This window comes from Serpentinimonas maccroryi, assembly GCF_000828915.1.
Lineage (GTDB): Bacteria > Pseudomonadota > Gammaproteobacteria > Burkholderiales > Burkholderiaceae_C > Serpentinimonas > Serpentinimonas maccroryi.
On the sequence record NZ_AP014569.1, the window covers coordinates 1,654,532 to 1,668,971 of the forward strand.

General features: G+C 64.7%; 16 protein-coding genes. 3 read left to right on the forward strand and 13 right to left on the reverse strand.

Features of this window, described 5'->3' with window-relative positions:
- Positions 1-67 precede the first annotated feature (67 nt).
- The 6 genes from SMCB_RS07620 to SMCB_RS07645 form a co-directional block, all read right to left on the reverse strand.
- Entirely contained in the window at positions 68-820 is a 753-nt protein-coding gene (locus tag SMCB_RS07620; protein ID WP_045536035.1) for a cytochrome c1, read from the reverse strand.
- Between the two features lie 37 nt (positions 821-857).
- On the reverse strand, positions 858-2,282 hold the full coding sequence (locus SMCB_RS07625; protein WP_045536037.1) for a cytochrome b: 1,425 nt from the start codon (positions 2,280-2,282) through the stop codon (positions 858-860).
- Positions 2,283-2,302: 20 nt separating this feature from the next.
- Positions 2,303-2,899 (reverse strand): ubiquinol-cytochrome c reductase iron-sulfur subunit, encoded by a 597-nt coding sequence (petA, locus tag SMCB_RS07630; RefSeq protein ID WP_045536039.1) that lies wholly within the window; start codon positions 2,897-2,899, stop codon positions 2,303-2,305.
- Between the two features lie 160 nt (positions 2,900-3,059).
- Positions 3,060-4,082 carry a 4-hydroxythreonine-4-phosphate dehydrogenase PdxA gene (gene pdxA, locus SMCB_RS07635; protein ID WP_045536041.1) on the reverse strand — a complete coding sequence of 341 codons (1,023 nt, stop codon included), beginning with the start codon at positions 4,080-4,082 and terminating at the stop codon, positions 3,060-3,062.
- Complete coding sequence (locus SMCB_RS07640; protein ID WP_045536043.1) at positions 4,079-4,879, reverse strand: Nif3-like dinuclear metal center hexameric protein; 801 nt, start codon at positions 4,877-4,879, stop codon at positions 4,079-4,081. The genes pdxA and SMCB_RS07640 overlap by 4 nt, the downstream gene beginning before the upstream one ends.
- Before the next feature lie 57 nt (positions 4,880-4,936).
- Positions 4,937-5,122 carry a DUF3149 domain-containing protein gene (locus SMCB_RS07645; protein ID WP_045536045.1) on the reverse strand — a complete coding sequence of 62 codons (186 nt, stop codon included), beginning with the start codon at positions 5,120-5,122 and terminating at the stop codon, positions 4,937-4,939.
- Between the two features lie 109 nt (positions 5,123-5,231).
- On the opposite strand from SMCB_RS07645, the gene SMCB_RS07650 reads away from it, so the two are divergent.
- Positions 5,232-6,395 carry a S1C family serine protease gene (locus SMCB_RS07650; protein ID WP_045536047.1) on the forward strand — a complete coding sequence of 388 codons (1,164 nt, stop codon included), beginning with the start codon at positions 5,232-5,234 and terminating at the stop codon, positions 6,393-6,395.
- Between the two features lie 30 nt (positions 6,396-6,425).
- Here SMCB_RS07650 and tatC read toward each other — a convergent pair whose 3' ends face one another.
- From tatC to hisI, 7 genes are all read right to left on the reverse strand, one after another.
- Positions 6,426-7,217, reverse strand: coding sequence for a twin-arginine translocase subunit TatC (tatC, locus tag SMCB_RS07655; RefSeq protein WP_045536048.1), 792 nt, complete (start codon positions 7,215-7,217; stop codon positions 6,426-6,428).
- Between the two features lie 17 nt (positions 7,218-7,234).
- Entirely contained in the window at positions 7,235-7,765 is a 531-nt protein-coding gene (gene tatB, locus SMCB_RS07660; RefSeq protein WP_045536051.1) for a Sec-independent protein translocase protein TatB, read from the reverse strand.
- A 59-nt stretch (positions 7,766-7,824) separates the two neighbouring features.
- Positions 7,825-8,091: a Sec-independent protein translocase subunit TatA gene (tatA, locus tag SMCB_RS07665; RefSeq protein ID WP_045536053.1), complete on the reverse strand. Its 267-nt coding sequence runs from the start codon at positions 8,089-8,091 to the stop codon at positions 7,825-7,827.
- A gap of 178 nt (positions 8,092-8,269) precedes the next feature.
- Positions 8,270-8,629, reverse strand: a complete 360-nt coding sequence (locus SMCB_RS07670; protein WP_045536055.1) for a histidine triad nucleotide-binding protein — start codon at positions 8,627-8,629, stop codon at positions 8,270-8,272.
- Positions 8,630-8,660: 31 nt separating this feature from the next.
- The gene (locus SMCB_RS07675) at positions 8,661-9,035 is read right to left on the reverse strand and encodes a DUF4870 family protein (RefSeq protein WP_231851181.1); all 375 of its coding nucleotides are present in this window, start codon (positions 9,033-9,035) and stop codon (positions 8,661-8,663) included.
- Positions 9,032-9,463 (reverse strand): phosphoribosyl-ATP diphosphatase, encoded by a 432-nt coding sequence (locus SMCB_RS07680; protein WP_045536057.1) that lies wholly within the window; start codon positions 9,461-9,463, stop codon positions 9,032-9,034. Before SMCB_RS07680 ends, SMCB_RS07675 begins: the two co-directional genes overlap by 4 nt.
- Before the next feature lie 20 nt (positions 9,464-9,483).
- Positions 9,484-9,921 carry a phosphoribosyl-AMP cyclohydrolase gene (hisI, locus tag SMCB_RS07685; protein WP_082027301.1) on the reverse strand — a complete coding sequence of 146 codons (438 nt, stop codon included), beginning with the start codon at positions 9,919-9,921 and terminating at the stop codon, positions 9,484-9,486.
- A 270-nt stretch (positions 9,922-10,191) separates the two neighbouring features.
- On the opposite strand from hisI, the gene SMCB_RS07690 reads away from it, so the two are divergent.
- Both SMCB_RS07690 and SMCB_RS07695 read left to right on the forward strand, forming a co-directional pair.
- Entirely contained in the window at positions 10,192-13,122 is a 2,931-nt protein-coding gene (locus SMCB_RS07690; RefSeq protein ID WP_052468453.1) for a ribonucleoside-diphosphate reductase subunit alpha, read from the forward strand.
- Between the two features lie 133 nt (positions 13,123-13,255).
- Positions 13,256-14,431: a ribonucleotide-diphosphate reductase subunit beta gene (locus tag SMCB_RS07695; protein ID WP_045536058.1), complete on the forward strand. Its 1,176-nt coding sequence runs from the start codon at positions 13,256-13,258 to the stop codon at positions 14,429-14,431.
- Positions 14,432-14,440: the final 9 nt, after the last annotated feature.

A 14,440-nucleotide genomic window follows, 5' to 3' on the forward strand; every position in this document is an offset into this window, starting at 1 on the left:
GCCCCAAGGGGGCAAGGCAGACCACTGTCACAAGCAGGCCCGGCAGTGGGCGGCGTGCATTCAGGAGTTACTTGATGTCTTTCCAGTATTCCTTGTTCAGCTTCCACGCCAGAACGGTGAAGCCGGCGAGGAACAGCAGCACAAAAATCCCGAGCTGCTGGCGCTGGTCTTGGTGCGGCTCGGCCAACCAGTCGAGGAAGGCCACCAGTTCGGCTACCGAGCGATCGAACTCCTCGGGGCTCATGGTGCCGGGCGTGACCTGCTCCCAGCCGCGCAGCACTTGCGTGCTGCTGCCGTCGGCGTTGGCCACGGTTTCGATGATCGGACGGCGCTCGCCTTGCAGGTACCACAGCGGGTTGGGCATGGCGATGGTCGGGAAGGCGAGGTTGTTCGAACCATGGGCGATCATGTCGTCGCGGTAGTACGAACGCAGCAGGGTAAAGATGTAGTCGGTACCGCCCGAACCTGCGCGCGAGCGCGTGATCATGGTCAAGTCAGGGGCGGCTTTGCCCCAAAACACCTTGGCGTCGGCCGGGCTGATGGCGGCCTGCATCAAGTCGCCGACGCGGCCGTCGGTGAACAGGAAGTTCTCGCGAATCTGGCGCTCGGTCAGGCCCAGCTCTTTGAAGCGCTTGTAGCGCTCGAACGAGGCCGAATGGCAGCTCAGGCAGTAGTTGACGAACAATTTGCCGCCGCGTTGCAAGGCCTCGACGTCGTTGCTCAGGTCAGGGGCACGGTCCAGCGGAAAGGCACCTTTGGCCGCCACCGCACCCGAGACCAGACCAAACGCCAACAGGCCAGCCACAATCCATTTTTTCATATTCGTTGACTCCAGCGTATGCGTACGGATCGGCGGATCAGTGTGGGGTAAAGCTGACGCGGCTAGGCACCGGCTTGAACTCACCCAAGCGGCTCCACCACGGCATCAGCAAGAAAAAGCCGAGGTAGAACAAGGTGCCGAACTGCGAGAAGCGGGTGCTGATGACCGACGGCGGCAACACCCCAAAGTAGCCCATGATGGCAAAGTTGACGACAAAGGCGCCATACAGGTATTTGTTCCAGGTCGGGCGGTAGCGGATCGAGGCCACGGGCGAACGGTCGAACCAAGGCAAGAAACACAGGATCACCACCGCCGCGCCCATCACCACCACGCCCCAGAACATGGCGTCGAGGCCGAGCATGGCCAGCGTACCGACCACGGCGCCACCCAGCACCAAGCCCTTGCCCAGCGTGCCAAAGCCCGAGCGGAAGATGCCGATGAAGGCCGCCAACCAGACGCCGGCCACGAGCACGTACATGAACTCGGTGGTGACGGCGCGCAGCATCGAGTAGTAGGGCGCAAAGTACCAGACCGGAGCGATGTGCGCCGGCGTGACCAGCGGGTCGGCCGGGATCAGGTTGGTGTACTTGAGGAAGAAGCCGCCGCCCGAGGGCGCAAAGAACACCACGGCCGAGAAGATCATCAGGAACACGCCCACGCCCATCAGGTCGTGCACCGAGTAGTAGGGGTGAAACGGGATGCCGTCGAGCGGCTTGCCGTTGGCGTCTTTGTGCTTCTTGATCTCGATGCCGTCGGGGTTGTTGGAGCCGACTTCGTGCAGCGCGATGATGTGCGCCACCACCAAGCCCAGCAGCACCAGCGGCAGCGCGATCACGTGCAAGCTGAAGAAGCGGTTGAGGGTGGCGTCGCCGACCACGAAGTCGCCGCGGATGAGCAGCGCCAGATCGGGGCCGATGATGGGGATGGCGGCAAACAGGTTGACGATCACCGCCGCACCCCAGAACGACATCTGGCCCCAAGGCAGCAGGTAGCCGGTGAAGGCGATGGCCATCATCACCAGCAAAATGCCGCAGCCAAAGAGCCAGATCAGCTCGCGCGGCTTACGGTACGAGCCGTAGATCAGGCCACGGAACATGTGCATGTAGACCACGATGAAGAAGAACGAGGCCCCGGTGGAGTGGATGTAGCGGATCAGCCAGCCCCACTCGACTTCGCGCATGATGTACTCGACCGAGGCGAAGGCCACCGGCACCCCGGCGGCGTTGAGCGTGGCGTCGGGCTTGTAGTGCATCACCAAAAAGATGCCCGAGATGATCTGGATCACCAGCACCAGCAGCGCCAGCGAGCCAAAAAAGTACCAAAAATTGAGGTTTTTGGGCGCGTAGTATTCAGACAGGTGCTCTTTGTAGAGCTTGGTTAGCGGAAAGCGGTTGTCGATCCAGTTGAGCAACTGCTCGCCCGCCGGGGCGTTGGGGGAGATTTCTTTGTATTCGGCAGCCATGATCTTCCTTGTGCGCGCCTTCAGGCTTGTTGGTCTTCGCCCACCAAAATCATGGTGTCGCTCAGGTACATGTGGGGCGGGATTTCGAGGTTGTCGGGCGCCGGCATGTTGGCAAACACGCGCCCGGACAAATCAAAGGCCGAACCGTGGCAGGGGCAGAAAAAACCGCCCGGCCAATCGGCCGGCAACCCCGGCTGGTCGCCCGTGGCAAAACGCGAGGTGGGCGAACAGCCGAAGTGTGTGCACACGCCGACAGCCACCAGAAACTCGGGCTTGATCGAGCGGTGCCGGTTGAGTGCGTATTCGGGCGTGGGGAAGACGCGGCGCTCGGATTCGGGGTCGGCCAGACGCGGCTCGACGACCTCAAGCGAGGCGATCATTTCGGGCGTGCGGTGCAGCACCCAAACCGGGCGCCCACGCCACTCGACCACCATTTTTTCGCCCGGGGCCAAGCGGGAAATATCCACCTCAACCGAGGCCCCGGCCGCTCGCGCACGCGCAGAGGGTTGAAAGGAACTGACGAAGGGGACGGCGACCGCAGCTGCCCCCACGCCGCCCATGGCGCAGGTGGAAATCAGCCAAACACGGCGACCGTTGTCTACGGCGGCTTCGCTCATGGGAATCTTTCTGTGACGTGAGGACTCGGGAGTCGGGGCGAAAAACCAGCGCAGCCGCTTCAACGCCCCAAAACACACCGGATTGTAAGGGATTGAAACCAGCCCACACCCAAGACCCTTGGCAGCACTAGGTGACCGACCGCCTATGGCACGGCCCCGCCTACGGGAGGCCGTCTGGGTGCGCCAGCGCGGCGCGCAGCGCGGCCAGCAGGCTGGACGGGTCGGCGTTCCCATTGCCGGCCAAATCGAAGGCGGTGCCGTGGTCTGGGCTGGTGCGCAAAAAAGGCAAGCCCAAGGTGGTGTTGATGCCCTGCTCCAGCCCCAGGTACTTGACCGGGATCAGCCCTTGGTCGTGGTACATGGCCAGCACCACGTCGAACTCGCCACGGCGTGCGCGCATGTACACGGTGTCGGGGGCAAAGGGGCCTTGGGCGTCAATGCCCTCCGCCTGCGCGGCCGCGATGGCCGGCGCGATGTGCTCGATCTCTTCGCGCCCAAACAGCCCGCCCTCGCCCGCGTGTGGGTTCAGGCCCGCCACCGCGATGCGGCACCGCGGGCGAGACAGCACCTGCACAAAATGCCGGTGCGTGAGCTGCAGGGTTTGCAACACCTGCGCGTGGGTCACGGCGTCAATGGCGGCGCGCAAGGGCAGGTGCACGCTCACCAGCACGGTGTGCAGCTCGGCGTTGGAGAGCATCATGCGCACCGGCAGCTGCTCCACGGTGCAGCCCACATGCGCCGCCGCCAGCGCCTGCAGCATCTCGGTGTGGCCGGGGTGGTGGATGCCGGCGGCGTGCCACGCCCCTTTGTGGATGGGGGCGGTGACCAGCGCCGCCGCTTCGCCTTTCAACACCGCCGCCGTAGCCACTTCGACAGCGCTGGCCGCAGCGCGCCCGGCCGCAGCGCTCACTTGGCCCAAGGGCGGCAGTTCGGCCATGGCTGGCAAGGGCAGCAGCGGCACACAGCGCGGTGGCAGATCGGCCGCCTGCTGCCAGTGCTCCAGCACGGCCAGCGGCAACAGGCCACCGCTTTGGGCCACAGCGCGGCGCATCACGGCCAAGTCAGCCACCACCACGCAGCGGCTGGACCAGCTAGGCTGCAAGCGAAACACCTGAGCGATCAGCTCCGGCCCCACACCGGCCGGGTCGCCCATGCTGATGGCGATGGGGCGCGGCGCGTTCATGCCGGGTTGTCGATGTCGATGAACTGGTGCGTCAGGCCCAGCTCGGCCGCCACGGCCGCCCCCAGCGCCGGGGCGCCGTAACGCTCGGTGGCGTGGTGGCCGCATGCCAGATAGGCCACCCCGCACTCGCGCGCCAGGTGGGTTTGCGGCTCGGACAGTTCGCCGGTGATAAAGGCATCGGCCCCGGCGGCGATGGCCGCCTCGAAATAACTTTGCGCCCCGCCGCTGCACCACGCAATGCGGCGCAAGGGGCGACCGGGGGCGGCGTCGATGAGCGTCACGGGCCGCCCCAGTTGCTGCTGCACGTGTGCCGCCAAGGAAAGGGCGTCGGGGCAATCGGTGTGGCCCACAAAGCCCAGATCTTGTTCGCCAAAGCGGCCCCAGCCGTCGGCCAGGGGGCTAAAGCCCAAGCGCTGCGCCAACTGGGCGTTGTTGCCCAAGCTGGGGTGGGCGTCGAGCGGCAGGTGGTAGGCCAGCAGGCTCACGTCGTGCGCCAGCAGCAGCGCCAGCCGCTGCTTCATCCAGCCGGTGACGCAGGCGCTTTGGCCGCGCCAAAACAGGCCGTGATGCACCAGAATGGCGTCGGCCCCGGCCGCGATGGCGCGCTCAATCAACTCGCGGCTGGCCGTAACGCCACTCACCAAATGGCGCACCTGCGCCCGACCCTCGACCTGCAAGCCGTTGGGGCCGTAGTCTTGAAAGCGCTCGGGTTGCAGCGTGGCGTCGAGGCGCTGCAGCAACACGCTGCGCTCGACGGCCGGTGCAGCGCAAGCGCTGGGAGCTAAAGATGTAAGCATGGCGCAACCCGCTAGGACACACAAGGTGCCCGATTGTCGCACCAGCCGCGCACGGGCTTAAGACTGCCCAGACGGGCGGCCCAGCGGGCTTTGTTTTTGGCGCTGCTTTTCTTCGCGCTCCGACTCGTCCATCTTGGTGACAAAATAGCGGTAAAACCACGCCGCCATGACGATCACACCGACGATGGTGACGATGCTAAGCAAACCGTAGGTGGTAGAGAACAGTTCATTCCAAGCCTCCATGACCCCTCCTTTCATGCGGGATTAACAGACAGCTTCGATTGGAAGCCAGCTCGATCGCCGGCGCCTTGACGCAGGTCAAACTGTACGCAAAAGACAAACCGATTCCAATATGAAACAAACCTGGCTGTTGTTTTCCCAAACCGTGACCGTGCTGCTGGCGGCTTGGTTCGTGGTGGCCACCTTGCAGCCGCAGTGGTTGCAGGGCCAGGCGCAGCTACGCACCGTGCCGCTGCTCGAAGCCGCCCCCGGCGCGGCCCGCAGCGAAGCGGTGGCCGCTGCCAGCCTGAGCGCTGCGGCCCAACTGGCGGCGCCGGCGGTGGTGAGCATCAGCGCCCGTCAGGCCCCACAGCGCCACCCGCACGCCGACGACCCGTGGTTTCGCTTCTTTTTTGGCGAACAGGCGCCGCGCTCGCCCCAAACCGGGCTGGGCTCCGGGGTGATCGTCAGCAGTGCCGGCCACGTGCTCACCAACCACCACGTGATCGACGGGGCCGAGGAAATCGAAATCCAACTCAGCGACGGCCGCCAGGCTCTGGCGCGGGTGGTGGGCACCGACCCCGACACCGACTTGGCGGTGCTGCAGATCGATCTGCCCGAGCTGCCGGTGGCGGTGCTGGGCGACTCCGACGCGCTGCGCGTGGGCGATGCGGTGCTGGCGATCGGCAACCCCTTTGGCGTCGGGCAGACCGTGACCAGTGGCATCGTCAGCGCATTGGGGCGCACGCAACTGGGCATCAACATCTTCGAGGACTTCATCCAGACCGACGCCGCCATCAACCCCGGCAACTCGGGCGGCGCGCTGGTCGACGTGCAAGGCCACCTGATCGGCATCAACACCGCCATCTTCACGCGCTCGGGCGGGTTCATGGGCATCGGTTTTGCCATCCCCACCTCCACCGCGCGCGAGGTGCTCCAGGCGATTGTGCGCGACGGCGCGGTGACGCGCGGCTGGATCGGGGTCGAGCCGCAAGCCATCACGCCAGACTTGGCGCAGCACTTTGGCTTGCGGCACCAGCGCGGCGTGATCATCATCGGCGTGCTGCGCGATGCCCCTGCGGCGCAGGCCGGGATTCGACCCGGCGATGTGGTGTTGAGCGTGGCCGGTCAGCCCGTACCCGATGTCGCGGCCCTGCTGGCGGCGGTGGCCGCCTTGCCCCCGGGGCAGCCGGCGCAGTTGGAAATCGAGCGCCGGGGCGAGCGCCTGGCGCTGCAGGTGACGCCGGGGCGGCGCCCTCCACCGCCCGCTTCGAATGCACCGGACAATGCGCGCTAGCTGCGGCGCTCTAAGTACCGCTCGCTTGGTTCAAGTTTTGTCCGCCGCCTCGGGTTCTTCGGGCGCCCGGCTGAACCGGCTGAACCAGCTTGCCCCCCAAATGCCCACCTGATACAGCAGGCACATCGGTATGGCCAGCGCCAGTTGCGAGATCACGTCGGGCGGCGTGACGATGGCGGCGATGACGAAGGCCAAGACGATGAAGTAGCCGCGAAAATCCTTGAGCTGCTGAATGGTCGCGAGGTTGAAGCGCACCAGCAGCATGACCACCACCGGCACCTGAAACGCCAGCCCAAAGGCCAAGTAGAGCGACAAAATCGCCTGCACGTAGGAGGCGATGTCGGGCGTGGCGGCGACGCTGTCCGGGGTGAAGCCCTGGATGAAAAAGAACATCTGGTCGAGCACAAAAAACTGCACGAACGCGATGCCCACGTAGGCCAGCATGCTGCCGATGAAGATCAGCGGCAGGGCAAAGCGCTTTTCGTGGCTGTACAAACCCGGAGCCACAAAGGCCCACATCTGGTACATGAGCCAAGGCAAGGCGACGATCATGGCCGACATCAACAACACCTTGAGCGGCACAAAGAACGGGCTGAAGACGCCGACGGCGATCAGCTTGGCGTCGGGCGGCATGTGGTTGCGGATGGGAACGGCGATGAAGTCGATCAAGCCACCCGGTCCGGGCCAGATCGCCAGCCCGATGGCACACAGCACCACGCCGGCCAAGCCGTAGAGGATGCGGTCGCGCAACTCGACCAGGTGCTGCACGAAGGGTTGCTCGGTGCCGGCGAGCTCATCGGCCTTGGGTGTGGGGTCTGCCATGGGGTGCTCGAGTGGGATCAACGCGAGGGCGTCATGGCGCTGGGGGCGACTGGGTAGGTTTTGGGCCGGTGGCGCGCCACCCGCGCCGCGCCCGACTGCACGAAGCTGCGCTGGCCGGTGCGCGCCTTGTACCACTTGGGCACCGCTTGCTGGCGCAACCTGAAGCTCTTTTTGGGGCGCGAAAACGGCGGATAGACCGAGTGCCCGAGCGAGTAAGCGGTGTGGGGGTCGATGCGCGGCGTGGTCTCGGATGCTTCAGGCGCACCGGAGCCCTCGAGCCCCGCCGTGGCCTCCATCCAATCTTTCTCGAAGCTGCCGACGCCGGATTGCACCTCGCGCGCCGCACCCTCGACCGATTCTTTCATTTTTTTCAGCTCTTCGAGGTCCATCGAGCGGTTGACCTCGGCCTTGACATCAGCCACGTAGCGCTGCGCCTTGCCCAGCAGGGTGCCCACGGTGCGCGCCACGCGGGGCAGCTTTTCGGGCCCGATGACCACCAACGCCACGACCGCAATCAGGGCGAGCTCTGAAATTCCAAAATCCAGCATGCAGGGCTTTCAGTGCAGCCGGCCGCAGCCCCAAGCCGACGGCAGGCGCGGCGCTTTGATCAAAGCTTGGTCTTGGCTTCGACGTCGATGGTGTTTTTGTCGGTTGCAGCCGGGGCCTGCCCGACCTGCGCAGTGGTCGTCGAGGCGGCAGCGCCTGCCCCGTCTTCGGAGGCCGGCCCATCCGCCTGCTGCTGCTTCATGCCATCCTTGAAGCCTTTGACGGCCCCACCGAGGTCGGAACCGATGTTTTTGAGCTTTTTGGTGCCAAACACCAAGATCACCACCAGCAAAACGATCAGCCAGTGCCAAATCGACAAGGTACCCATAGCAAACTCCTGCGTCGGGGCCAAAAAATGCCCCGGATTTGATTGATTAGAAGGCCGGCCGATGGTTCACCACCGGCCCAAACGGCTATTGTCGCCGATCGGGGGCGACCAAGCCCAGACCACAAGGTCACACGGTGTAAATCTTAGCTGAATGCGCTGACGGTCGGAGCCCTGCTGCTCAACCCTTGCGCCAAGGGCGCGGCCCACCCATGACGTGCACGTGCAGGTGCTGCACCTCTTGCCCGCCCTCAGCGCCGTTGTTGCAGACAATGCGAAAGCCGCCTTCGGGCCAGGGGCGGCAGCCTTGCTCGAGCGCCAGCTTGGGGGCCAGACACATGATTCTGCCCATCAGGCGCTCGTGCTCGGGCCCGAGCTGGGCCATGGATGGCAGGTGCAGCTTGGGCACGATCAAGAAGTGCACCGGGGCCCAGGGGTGGATGTCGTGGAAGGCGTACAGGTCGTCGTCTTCATAGACCTTGCGGCTGGGGATCTGGCCGGCGATGATTTTGCAAAAAAGGCAGTTGGGGTCGTGGCTCATGGGGCTTGGGTGCAAAGGTGGGGCGTAGGCTTCAAAGCGGCAACGGTTTGCGGTCGTTCCAGTATAAAAGCCCTTTGACCAGCCGGTAAATAACCCAGACGGTGGCCACAAACAGGATGGCAAAACCCACCAACAACACCATCGTCAAAGCACCCAGCACGAACCAGAACAGGCCCCACCAGAAGGTGCGGATTTGCCAGCGGAAGTGGCTCTCGTACAGGGTGCCAAAGGTGTCTTCGCGCTTGACGTAGTTGATGACGATGGCGATGATCGCCGTCACCCCCAGCAACCACGACAGGGCGTAGAGGACGTAGATGATGAGCGTGAGCTGGCGCAGGCTGGCGAGCTCGTCTGGGGTTTTGCCGCCTGGGTGGCCGCTGGTTTCCAGACCAAAGGTGTCGTTCAAGCGGCTTCCCCTTCTTGCTGGCGTGCATCCTGCTGGCGCTGCTGCAGCTTGCGCAGCGCCTTTTCTTCTAGGCCGCTCAGGCCCTCGCGGCGCACCAGCTCGGCCGTCACATCGGCGGGTGAGAGGCCGAAATGCGCCAGCGCGATCAGGCTGTGAAACCACAGATCGGCCATTTCACCCACCAGCGCCTGCGCGCTGCCGTGGCCGTGCTGCAAGTCTTTGGCGGCCATGAGGGTTTCGCCGGCTTCTTCGGCGATTTTTTTCAAAATCGCATCCGGCCCCTGGTGCAGCAGGCGCGCCACGTAGCTGCGCGCCGGGTCGCCGCCGTGCGCGGGCTTGCGGGTCTCGATCAGGGCGGCCAAGCGCAGCAAGGTGTCGTCGGCGCCGGGGGCGGGGACTGGGCTTGGGTCGGCGAGGGCTGTGCTCATTTTTTCATGTTTTCGTGTTGTTAGCGGTAGATCGATTCGGGGTCTTTGAGCACCGGCTCCACCGTCAGCCAGCGCCCACCACCGCCCTGCCCGCCCGGCCCCGCGGGCTCTGGTGGCTCAGCCGCTTGCCAGCGCAGATAAAAACAACTGTGGCGGCCGGTGTGGCAAGCGATGCCGGGCTCGTGCCCGAGCTGGGTGACTTTGAGCAGCAGCACGTCGGCGTCGCAGTCGAGCCGGATTTCGTGCACTTGCTGCACGTGGCCCGATTCCTCGCCTTTGTACCAGAGTTTGCCGCGCGAGCGGCTGTAATACACGGCGCGCCCCAAGGCCGCGGTTTGCGCCAGCGCCTCGCGGTTCATCCAAGCCAGCATCAGCACGTCGCCGCTGCTGGCCTCTTGGGCAATCACCGGCACCAGCCCGTGGGCGTCCCAGCGCACGGCGTCGAGCCAATCGGTCATATACGCAAATCTCCGTTTCAAGGGGCCGCAGCCACGGTGGCGGGGGCGGCCGTGGCCCATTTTGGCACAGCCCGAGGAATCGGTGTTTTCCCTTGCCTGCGGCGCCAAAAACCACAAGATTGTGGGCTTGGGTGACCGATCCCCGAATTTCGCCGCTACACTAGCGCTAGTGTTTGGCTTGGCAGCAAACCACTACAGGTAGTGGCCACTACGCACCCAAGCACAGCCAGCCGCACGGCTGCACCCATTGCGCACCCACAAGGAACACCCATGTCCATTGCCCCTTTTGCTGCATCCATCGAGCGCCCCCATGTCGCCGCCCCCGAGGCCGCCCGCGAACCCCTAGGCACCAGCCTGCCGCACTACCAGATCATCCGCCGCAACGGTTCCGTCGTTCCTTTTGAGCCGAGCAAGATCGCGGTGGCACTGATGAAAGCCTTTTTGGCGGTGCGCGGGGCCCACGGCGCCGCCTCGGCCAGCGTGCGCGAGGACGTAGAGCAGCTCACCCAGGCCGTGGTGCGGGCGCTGCTGCGTTCGCGTCCGGCCGGCGGCACCTTTCACATCGAAGACGTGCAAGACCAGGTGGAGCTGGGGCTGATGCGCGCCGGTCAGCACGAAGTGGCGCGGGCTTATGTGCTCTACCGCGAGCGCCGCGCCCAAGAGCGTGCCGCCAAACAAGCCAGCGCCGCGCCAGCGGCCCCGGTGCTGAACGTGAGCATCGGCGGCCAGCGCCAGCCGCTCGACTTGGAGCGCTTGCGCACCCTGGTGGCCAACGCCTGCGCCGGGCTGGGCGAGGCGGTGCGGCCCGAGCCGATCGTGGCCGAAACGCTGCGCAACCTCTACGACGGCGTGCCGCTGGACGAGGTCTATAAAGCCACCATTCTGGCGGCGCGCACGCGCATCGAGTCCGACCCCGACTACACCTACGCCACCGCGCGGCTGCTGCTGCACACCATCGCCCTCGAGGTGCTGGGGCAGGATTTGACGCAATCCGAACTGGCCAGCCACTACCCCGACGCCTTCCCAGCTTGCATCCGGCTGGGGGTGCAGGCCGAGCTGCTCAACCCCGATCTGCTGCAATTCGATCTGGCGCGGCTGGCGGCGGCGCTCAAGCCCGAACGCGACCTGCAGTTTGACTACCTGGGCCTGCAAACCCTGTACGACCGCTACTTTTTGCACCAACACAAGCGCCGCATCGAGCTGCCGCAGGTGTTTTTTATGCGCGTGGCCATGGGGCTGGCGCTGAACGAAATCGAGCGCGAGGCGCGGGCGATCGAGTTCTACGAGGTGCTGTCGCGCTTTGACTTTATGAGCAGCACGCCAACGCTGTTCAACAGCGGCACCCGGCGCTCGCAACTGTCGAGCTGCTACCTGAGCACGGTGCCCGACGATCTCGAGGGCATCTTTGATGCAATCAAGGAAAACGCGCTGCTGTCCAAGTTTGCCGGTGGGCTGGGCAACGACTGGACGCGTGTGCGCGCCATGGGCAGCCACATCAAGGGCACCAATGGCGAATCGCAAGGGGTGGTGCCGTTTTTGAAAGTGGTCAACGACACCGCCGTGGCCGTGAACCAAGGCGGCAAGCGCAAGGGGGCGGTCTGCACCTACCTCGAGACCTGGCACCTAGACATCGAGGAGTTTCTGGAGCTGCGCAAAAACACCGGCGACGACCGGCGCCGCACGCACGACATGAACACCGCCAACTGGATACCCGATCTGTTCATGAAACGGGTGCTGGAAAAGGGCGACTGGAGCCTGTTTTCGCCCCACAGCGTGCCCGATCTGCACGAGCTGGTGGGCCCGGCCTTTGAGCGCGCCTACCTGGCCTATGAGGAAAAAGCCGCGCGCGGCGAGATCACGCCCTACAAAAAGCTGCCCGCCACCGACCTGTGGCGCAAGATGCTGTCGATGCTGTTCGAGACCGGGCACCCCTGGATCACCTTCAAAGACCCATGCAACCTGCGCAGCCCGCAGCAGCATGTGGGCGTGGTGCATTCGTCCAACCTGTGCACCGAAATCACGCTCAACACCAGCGACAGCGAAATCGCGGTCTGCAACCTCGGCTCGGTCAACCTGGCGCAACACCTCAAAGACGCCGCCGATGGCTCGGGTGCCCGGGTGCTCGACCACGACAAGCTGCGCCGCACCGTGGCCACCGCCATGCGCATGCTCGACAACGTGATCGACATCAACTACTACGCGGTGAAAAAAGCGCGCGACTCCAACCTGCGCCACCGCCCGGTTGGGCTGGGAATCATGGGCTTTCAAGACGCGCTCTACCAGATGCGCACGCCCTACGCCAGCCCAGCGGCGCTGGCCTTTGCCGACCAGAGCATGGAAGCCGTCTGCTACCACGCCTACTGGGCCAGCAGCGATTTGGCGGCCGAGCGCGGGCGCTATTCGAGCTACCAAGGCTCGCTGTGGCAGCGCGGCGTGCTGCCGCTGGACTCGCTCGAGCTGCTGGCGCAGGCACGCGGTGGCTACCTCGAAGTCGATCGCAGCCAGACGCTGGACTGGGACGCGCTGCGCGCCAAAATCGCCCGAGACGGCATGCGCAACGCCAACTGCGTGGCCATCGCCCCCACGGCCACGATCTCCAACATCGTCGGCGTCGATGCCTCGATCGAGCCCTGCTTTGGCAACCTGTCGGTCAAGAGCAACCTCTCGGGCGAGTTCACCATCGTCAACAGCTACCTGGTGCGCGACCTCAAGCGCCTCGGGCTCTGGGACGAGGTGATGCTGCTCGACCTGAAGCACTTCGATGGTTCGCTGCAGGCCATCGACCGGGTGCCGGCCGAACTCAAAAACCTCTACCGCACCGCCTTTGAAGTGGAGCCGGCGTGGTTGGTGGAGGCCGCCGCACGGCGCCAGAAGTGGATCGACCAGGCGCAAAGCCTGAACCTCTACATGGCCGGGGCTTCGGGCAAGAAGCTCGACGAGACCTACAAACTGGCGTGGCTGCGCGGGCTCAAAACCACCTACTACCTGCGCACCACCAGCGCCACCCAGGCCGAGAAATCGACCGGCCGCGTGGGCCAGCTCAACGCCGTGTCGAGCGCGGTGTCGATGCAGGCTGCGGGCGCGCACGGCAGCGGCCAAGCCTCCGAGCTGGGTGGCCCAAGCGCCTTGACTGCGGCCGGCCCGGCCACCGACGTCAAGTTCTGCGCCATCGACGACCCGGGCTGCGAAGCCTGCCAATGAGGCCGCCCATGCAGCCGCCGATGACAACGCCGATGCCCAGACCCCACACGGCGGCCTCGGTGGTGCACAAAAGCCGCGTTGGCGCTTGCTTTTTTCGCTCAACCTTTCATAATCCACCAAACAGGAAAACCCCATGCTGAACTGGGACGATCAACCCGAAGTGGCGCTGCAGCCGGTGCCATCCACCCCCATCAAGCCCGCCGTTCTGGCGGCGGCCAAAGCCAGCCTCTATGAAGCGGCGGTAGCCGCCGTGGCCGCGCAGCCCGCTGCCCCAAGCGAGCGCCCCACGCACCAGCGCATCAACGCCGCCGACAAGCGCATCATCAACGGCCAGACCGACGTCAACCAACTGGTGCCCTTCAAGTACAAATGGGCTTGGGAAAAGTACCTGGCCTCGTGCGCCAACCACTGGATGCCGCAAGAGGTCAACATGAGCCGCGACATCGCGCTCTGGAAAGACCCCAAGGGCCTGTCCGAAGACGAGCGCCGCATCATCAAGCGCAACTTGGGCTTTTTTGTCACCGCCGACTCGCTCGCCGCCAACAACATCGTGCTCGGCACCTACCGCCACATCACCGCGCCCGAGTGCCGCCAGTTTTTGCTGCGCCAGGCTTTCGAAGAGGCCATCCACACCCACGCCTACCAGTACATCGTCGAAAGCCTGGGGCTGGACGAGGGCGAGATTTTCAACGCCTACCACGAGGTGCCATCGATCCGCGCCAAGGACGAGTTCCTGCTGCCCTACATCGACACCATCATGGACCCGGCCTTCAGCACCGGCACGCCCGAGGCCGATCAGAAGCTGCTCAAGAGCTTGATCGTCTTTGCCTGCCTGATGGAGGGGCTGTTTTTCTACGTCGGTTTTGCCCAGATCCTGTCCATGGGGCGGCAAAACAAGATGACCGGTGCCGCCGAGCAGTACCAGTACATCCTGCGCGACGAATCCATGCACTGCAACTTTGGCATCGACCTGATCAACCAGCTCAAGCTGGAAAACCCGCACCTGTGGACGCCGGCCTTCAAGGCCGAGATCAAGGCGCTGTTCGAGCAAGCGGTGGAGCTCGAGTACCGCTACGCCGAAGACACCATGCCGCGCGGCGTGCTCGGGCTCAACGCCTCGATGTTCAAGGGCTACCTGCGCTACATCGCGAACCGGCGCGCGACCCAGATCGGACTCGATGCCCTCTACCCCAGCGAAGAAAACCCCTTCCCGTGGATGAGTGAAATGATAGACTTGAAGAAGGAGCGCAATTTCTTCGAGACGCGCGTGATCGAGTACCAGACGGGCGGCGCCCTGTCGTGGGATTGACGCCGCTTT

What these genes read in the sequence shown, in the direction of transcription:
- SMCB_RS07620 (WP_045536035.1), bottom strand. Translation starts at nt 820, where the DNA reads ATGAAAAAATGGATTGTGGCTGGCCTGTTGGCGTTTGGTCTGGTCTCG.
- SMCB_RS07625 (WP_045536037.1), bottom strand. Translation starts at nt 2,282, where the DNA reads ATGGCTGCCGAATACAAAGAAATCTCCCCCAACGCCCCGGCGGGCGAG.
- petA (WP_045536039.1), bottom strand. Translation starts at nt 2,899, where the DNA reads ATGAGCGAAGCCGCCGTAGACAACGGTCGCCGTGTTTGGCTGATTTCC.
- pdxA (WP_045536041.1), bottom strand. Translation starts at nt 4,082, where the DNA reads ATGAACGCGCCGCGCCCCATCGCCATCAGCATGGGCGACCCGGCCGGT.
- SMCB_RS07640 (WP_045536043.1), bottom strand. Translation starts at nt 4,879, where the DNA reads ATGCTTACATCTTTAGCTCCCAGCGCTTGCGCTGCACCGGCCGTCGAG.
- SMCB_RS07645 (WP_045536045.1), bottom strand. Translation starts at nt 5,122, where the DNA reads ATGGAGGCTTGGAATGAACTGTTCTCTACCACCTACGGTTTGCTTAGC.
- SMCB_RS07650 (WP_045536047.1), top strand. Translation starts at nt 5,232, where the DNA reads ATGAAACAAACCTGGCTGTTGTTTTCCCAAACCGTGACCGTGCTGCTG.
- tatC (WP_045536048.1), bottom strand. Translation starts at nt 7,217, where the DNA reads ATGGCAGACCCCACACCCAAGGCCGATGAGCTCGCCGGCACCGAGCAA.
- tatB (WP_045536051.1), bottom strand. Translation starts at nt 7,765, where the DNA reads ATGCTGGATTTTGGAATTTCAGAGCTCGCCCTGATTGCGGTCGTGGCG.
- tatA (WP_045536053.1), bottom strand. Translation starts at nt 8,091, where the DNA reads ATGGGTACCTTGTCGATTTGGCACTGGCTGATCGTTTTGCTGGTGGTG.
- SMCB_RS07670 (WP_045536055.1), bottom strand. Translation starts at nt 8,629, where the DNA reads ATGAGCCACGACCCCAACTGCCTTTTTTGCAAAATCATCGCCGGCCAG.
- SMCB_RS07680 (WP_045536057.1), bottom strand. Translation starts at nt 9,463, where the DNA reads ATGAGCACAGCCCTCGCCGACCCAAGCCCAGTCCCCGCCCCCGGCGCC.
- hisI (WP_082027301.1), bottom strand. Translation starts at nt 9,921, where the DNA reads ATGACCGATTGGCTCGACGCCGTGCGCTGGGACGCCCACGGGCTGGTG.
- SMCB_RS07690 (WP_052468453.1), top strand. Translation starts at nt 10,192, where the DNA reads ATGTCCATTGCCCCTTTTGCTGCATCCATCGAGCGCCCCCATGTCGCC.
- SMCB_RS07695 (WP_045536058.1), top strand. Translation starts at nt 13,256, where the DNA reads ATGCTGAACTGGGACGATCAACCCGAAGTGGCGCTGCAGCCGGTGCCA.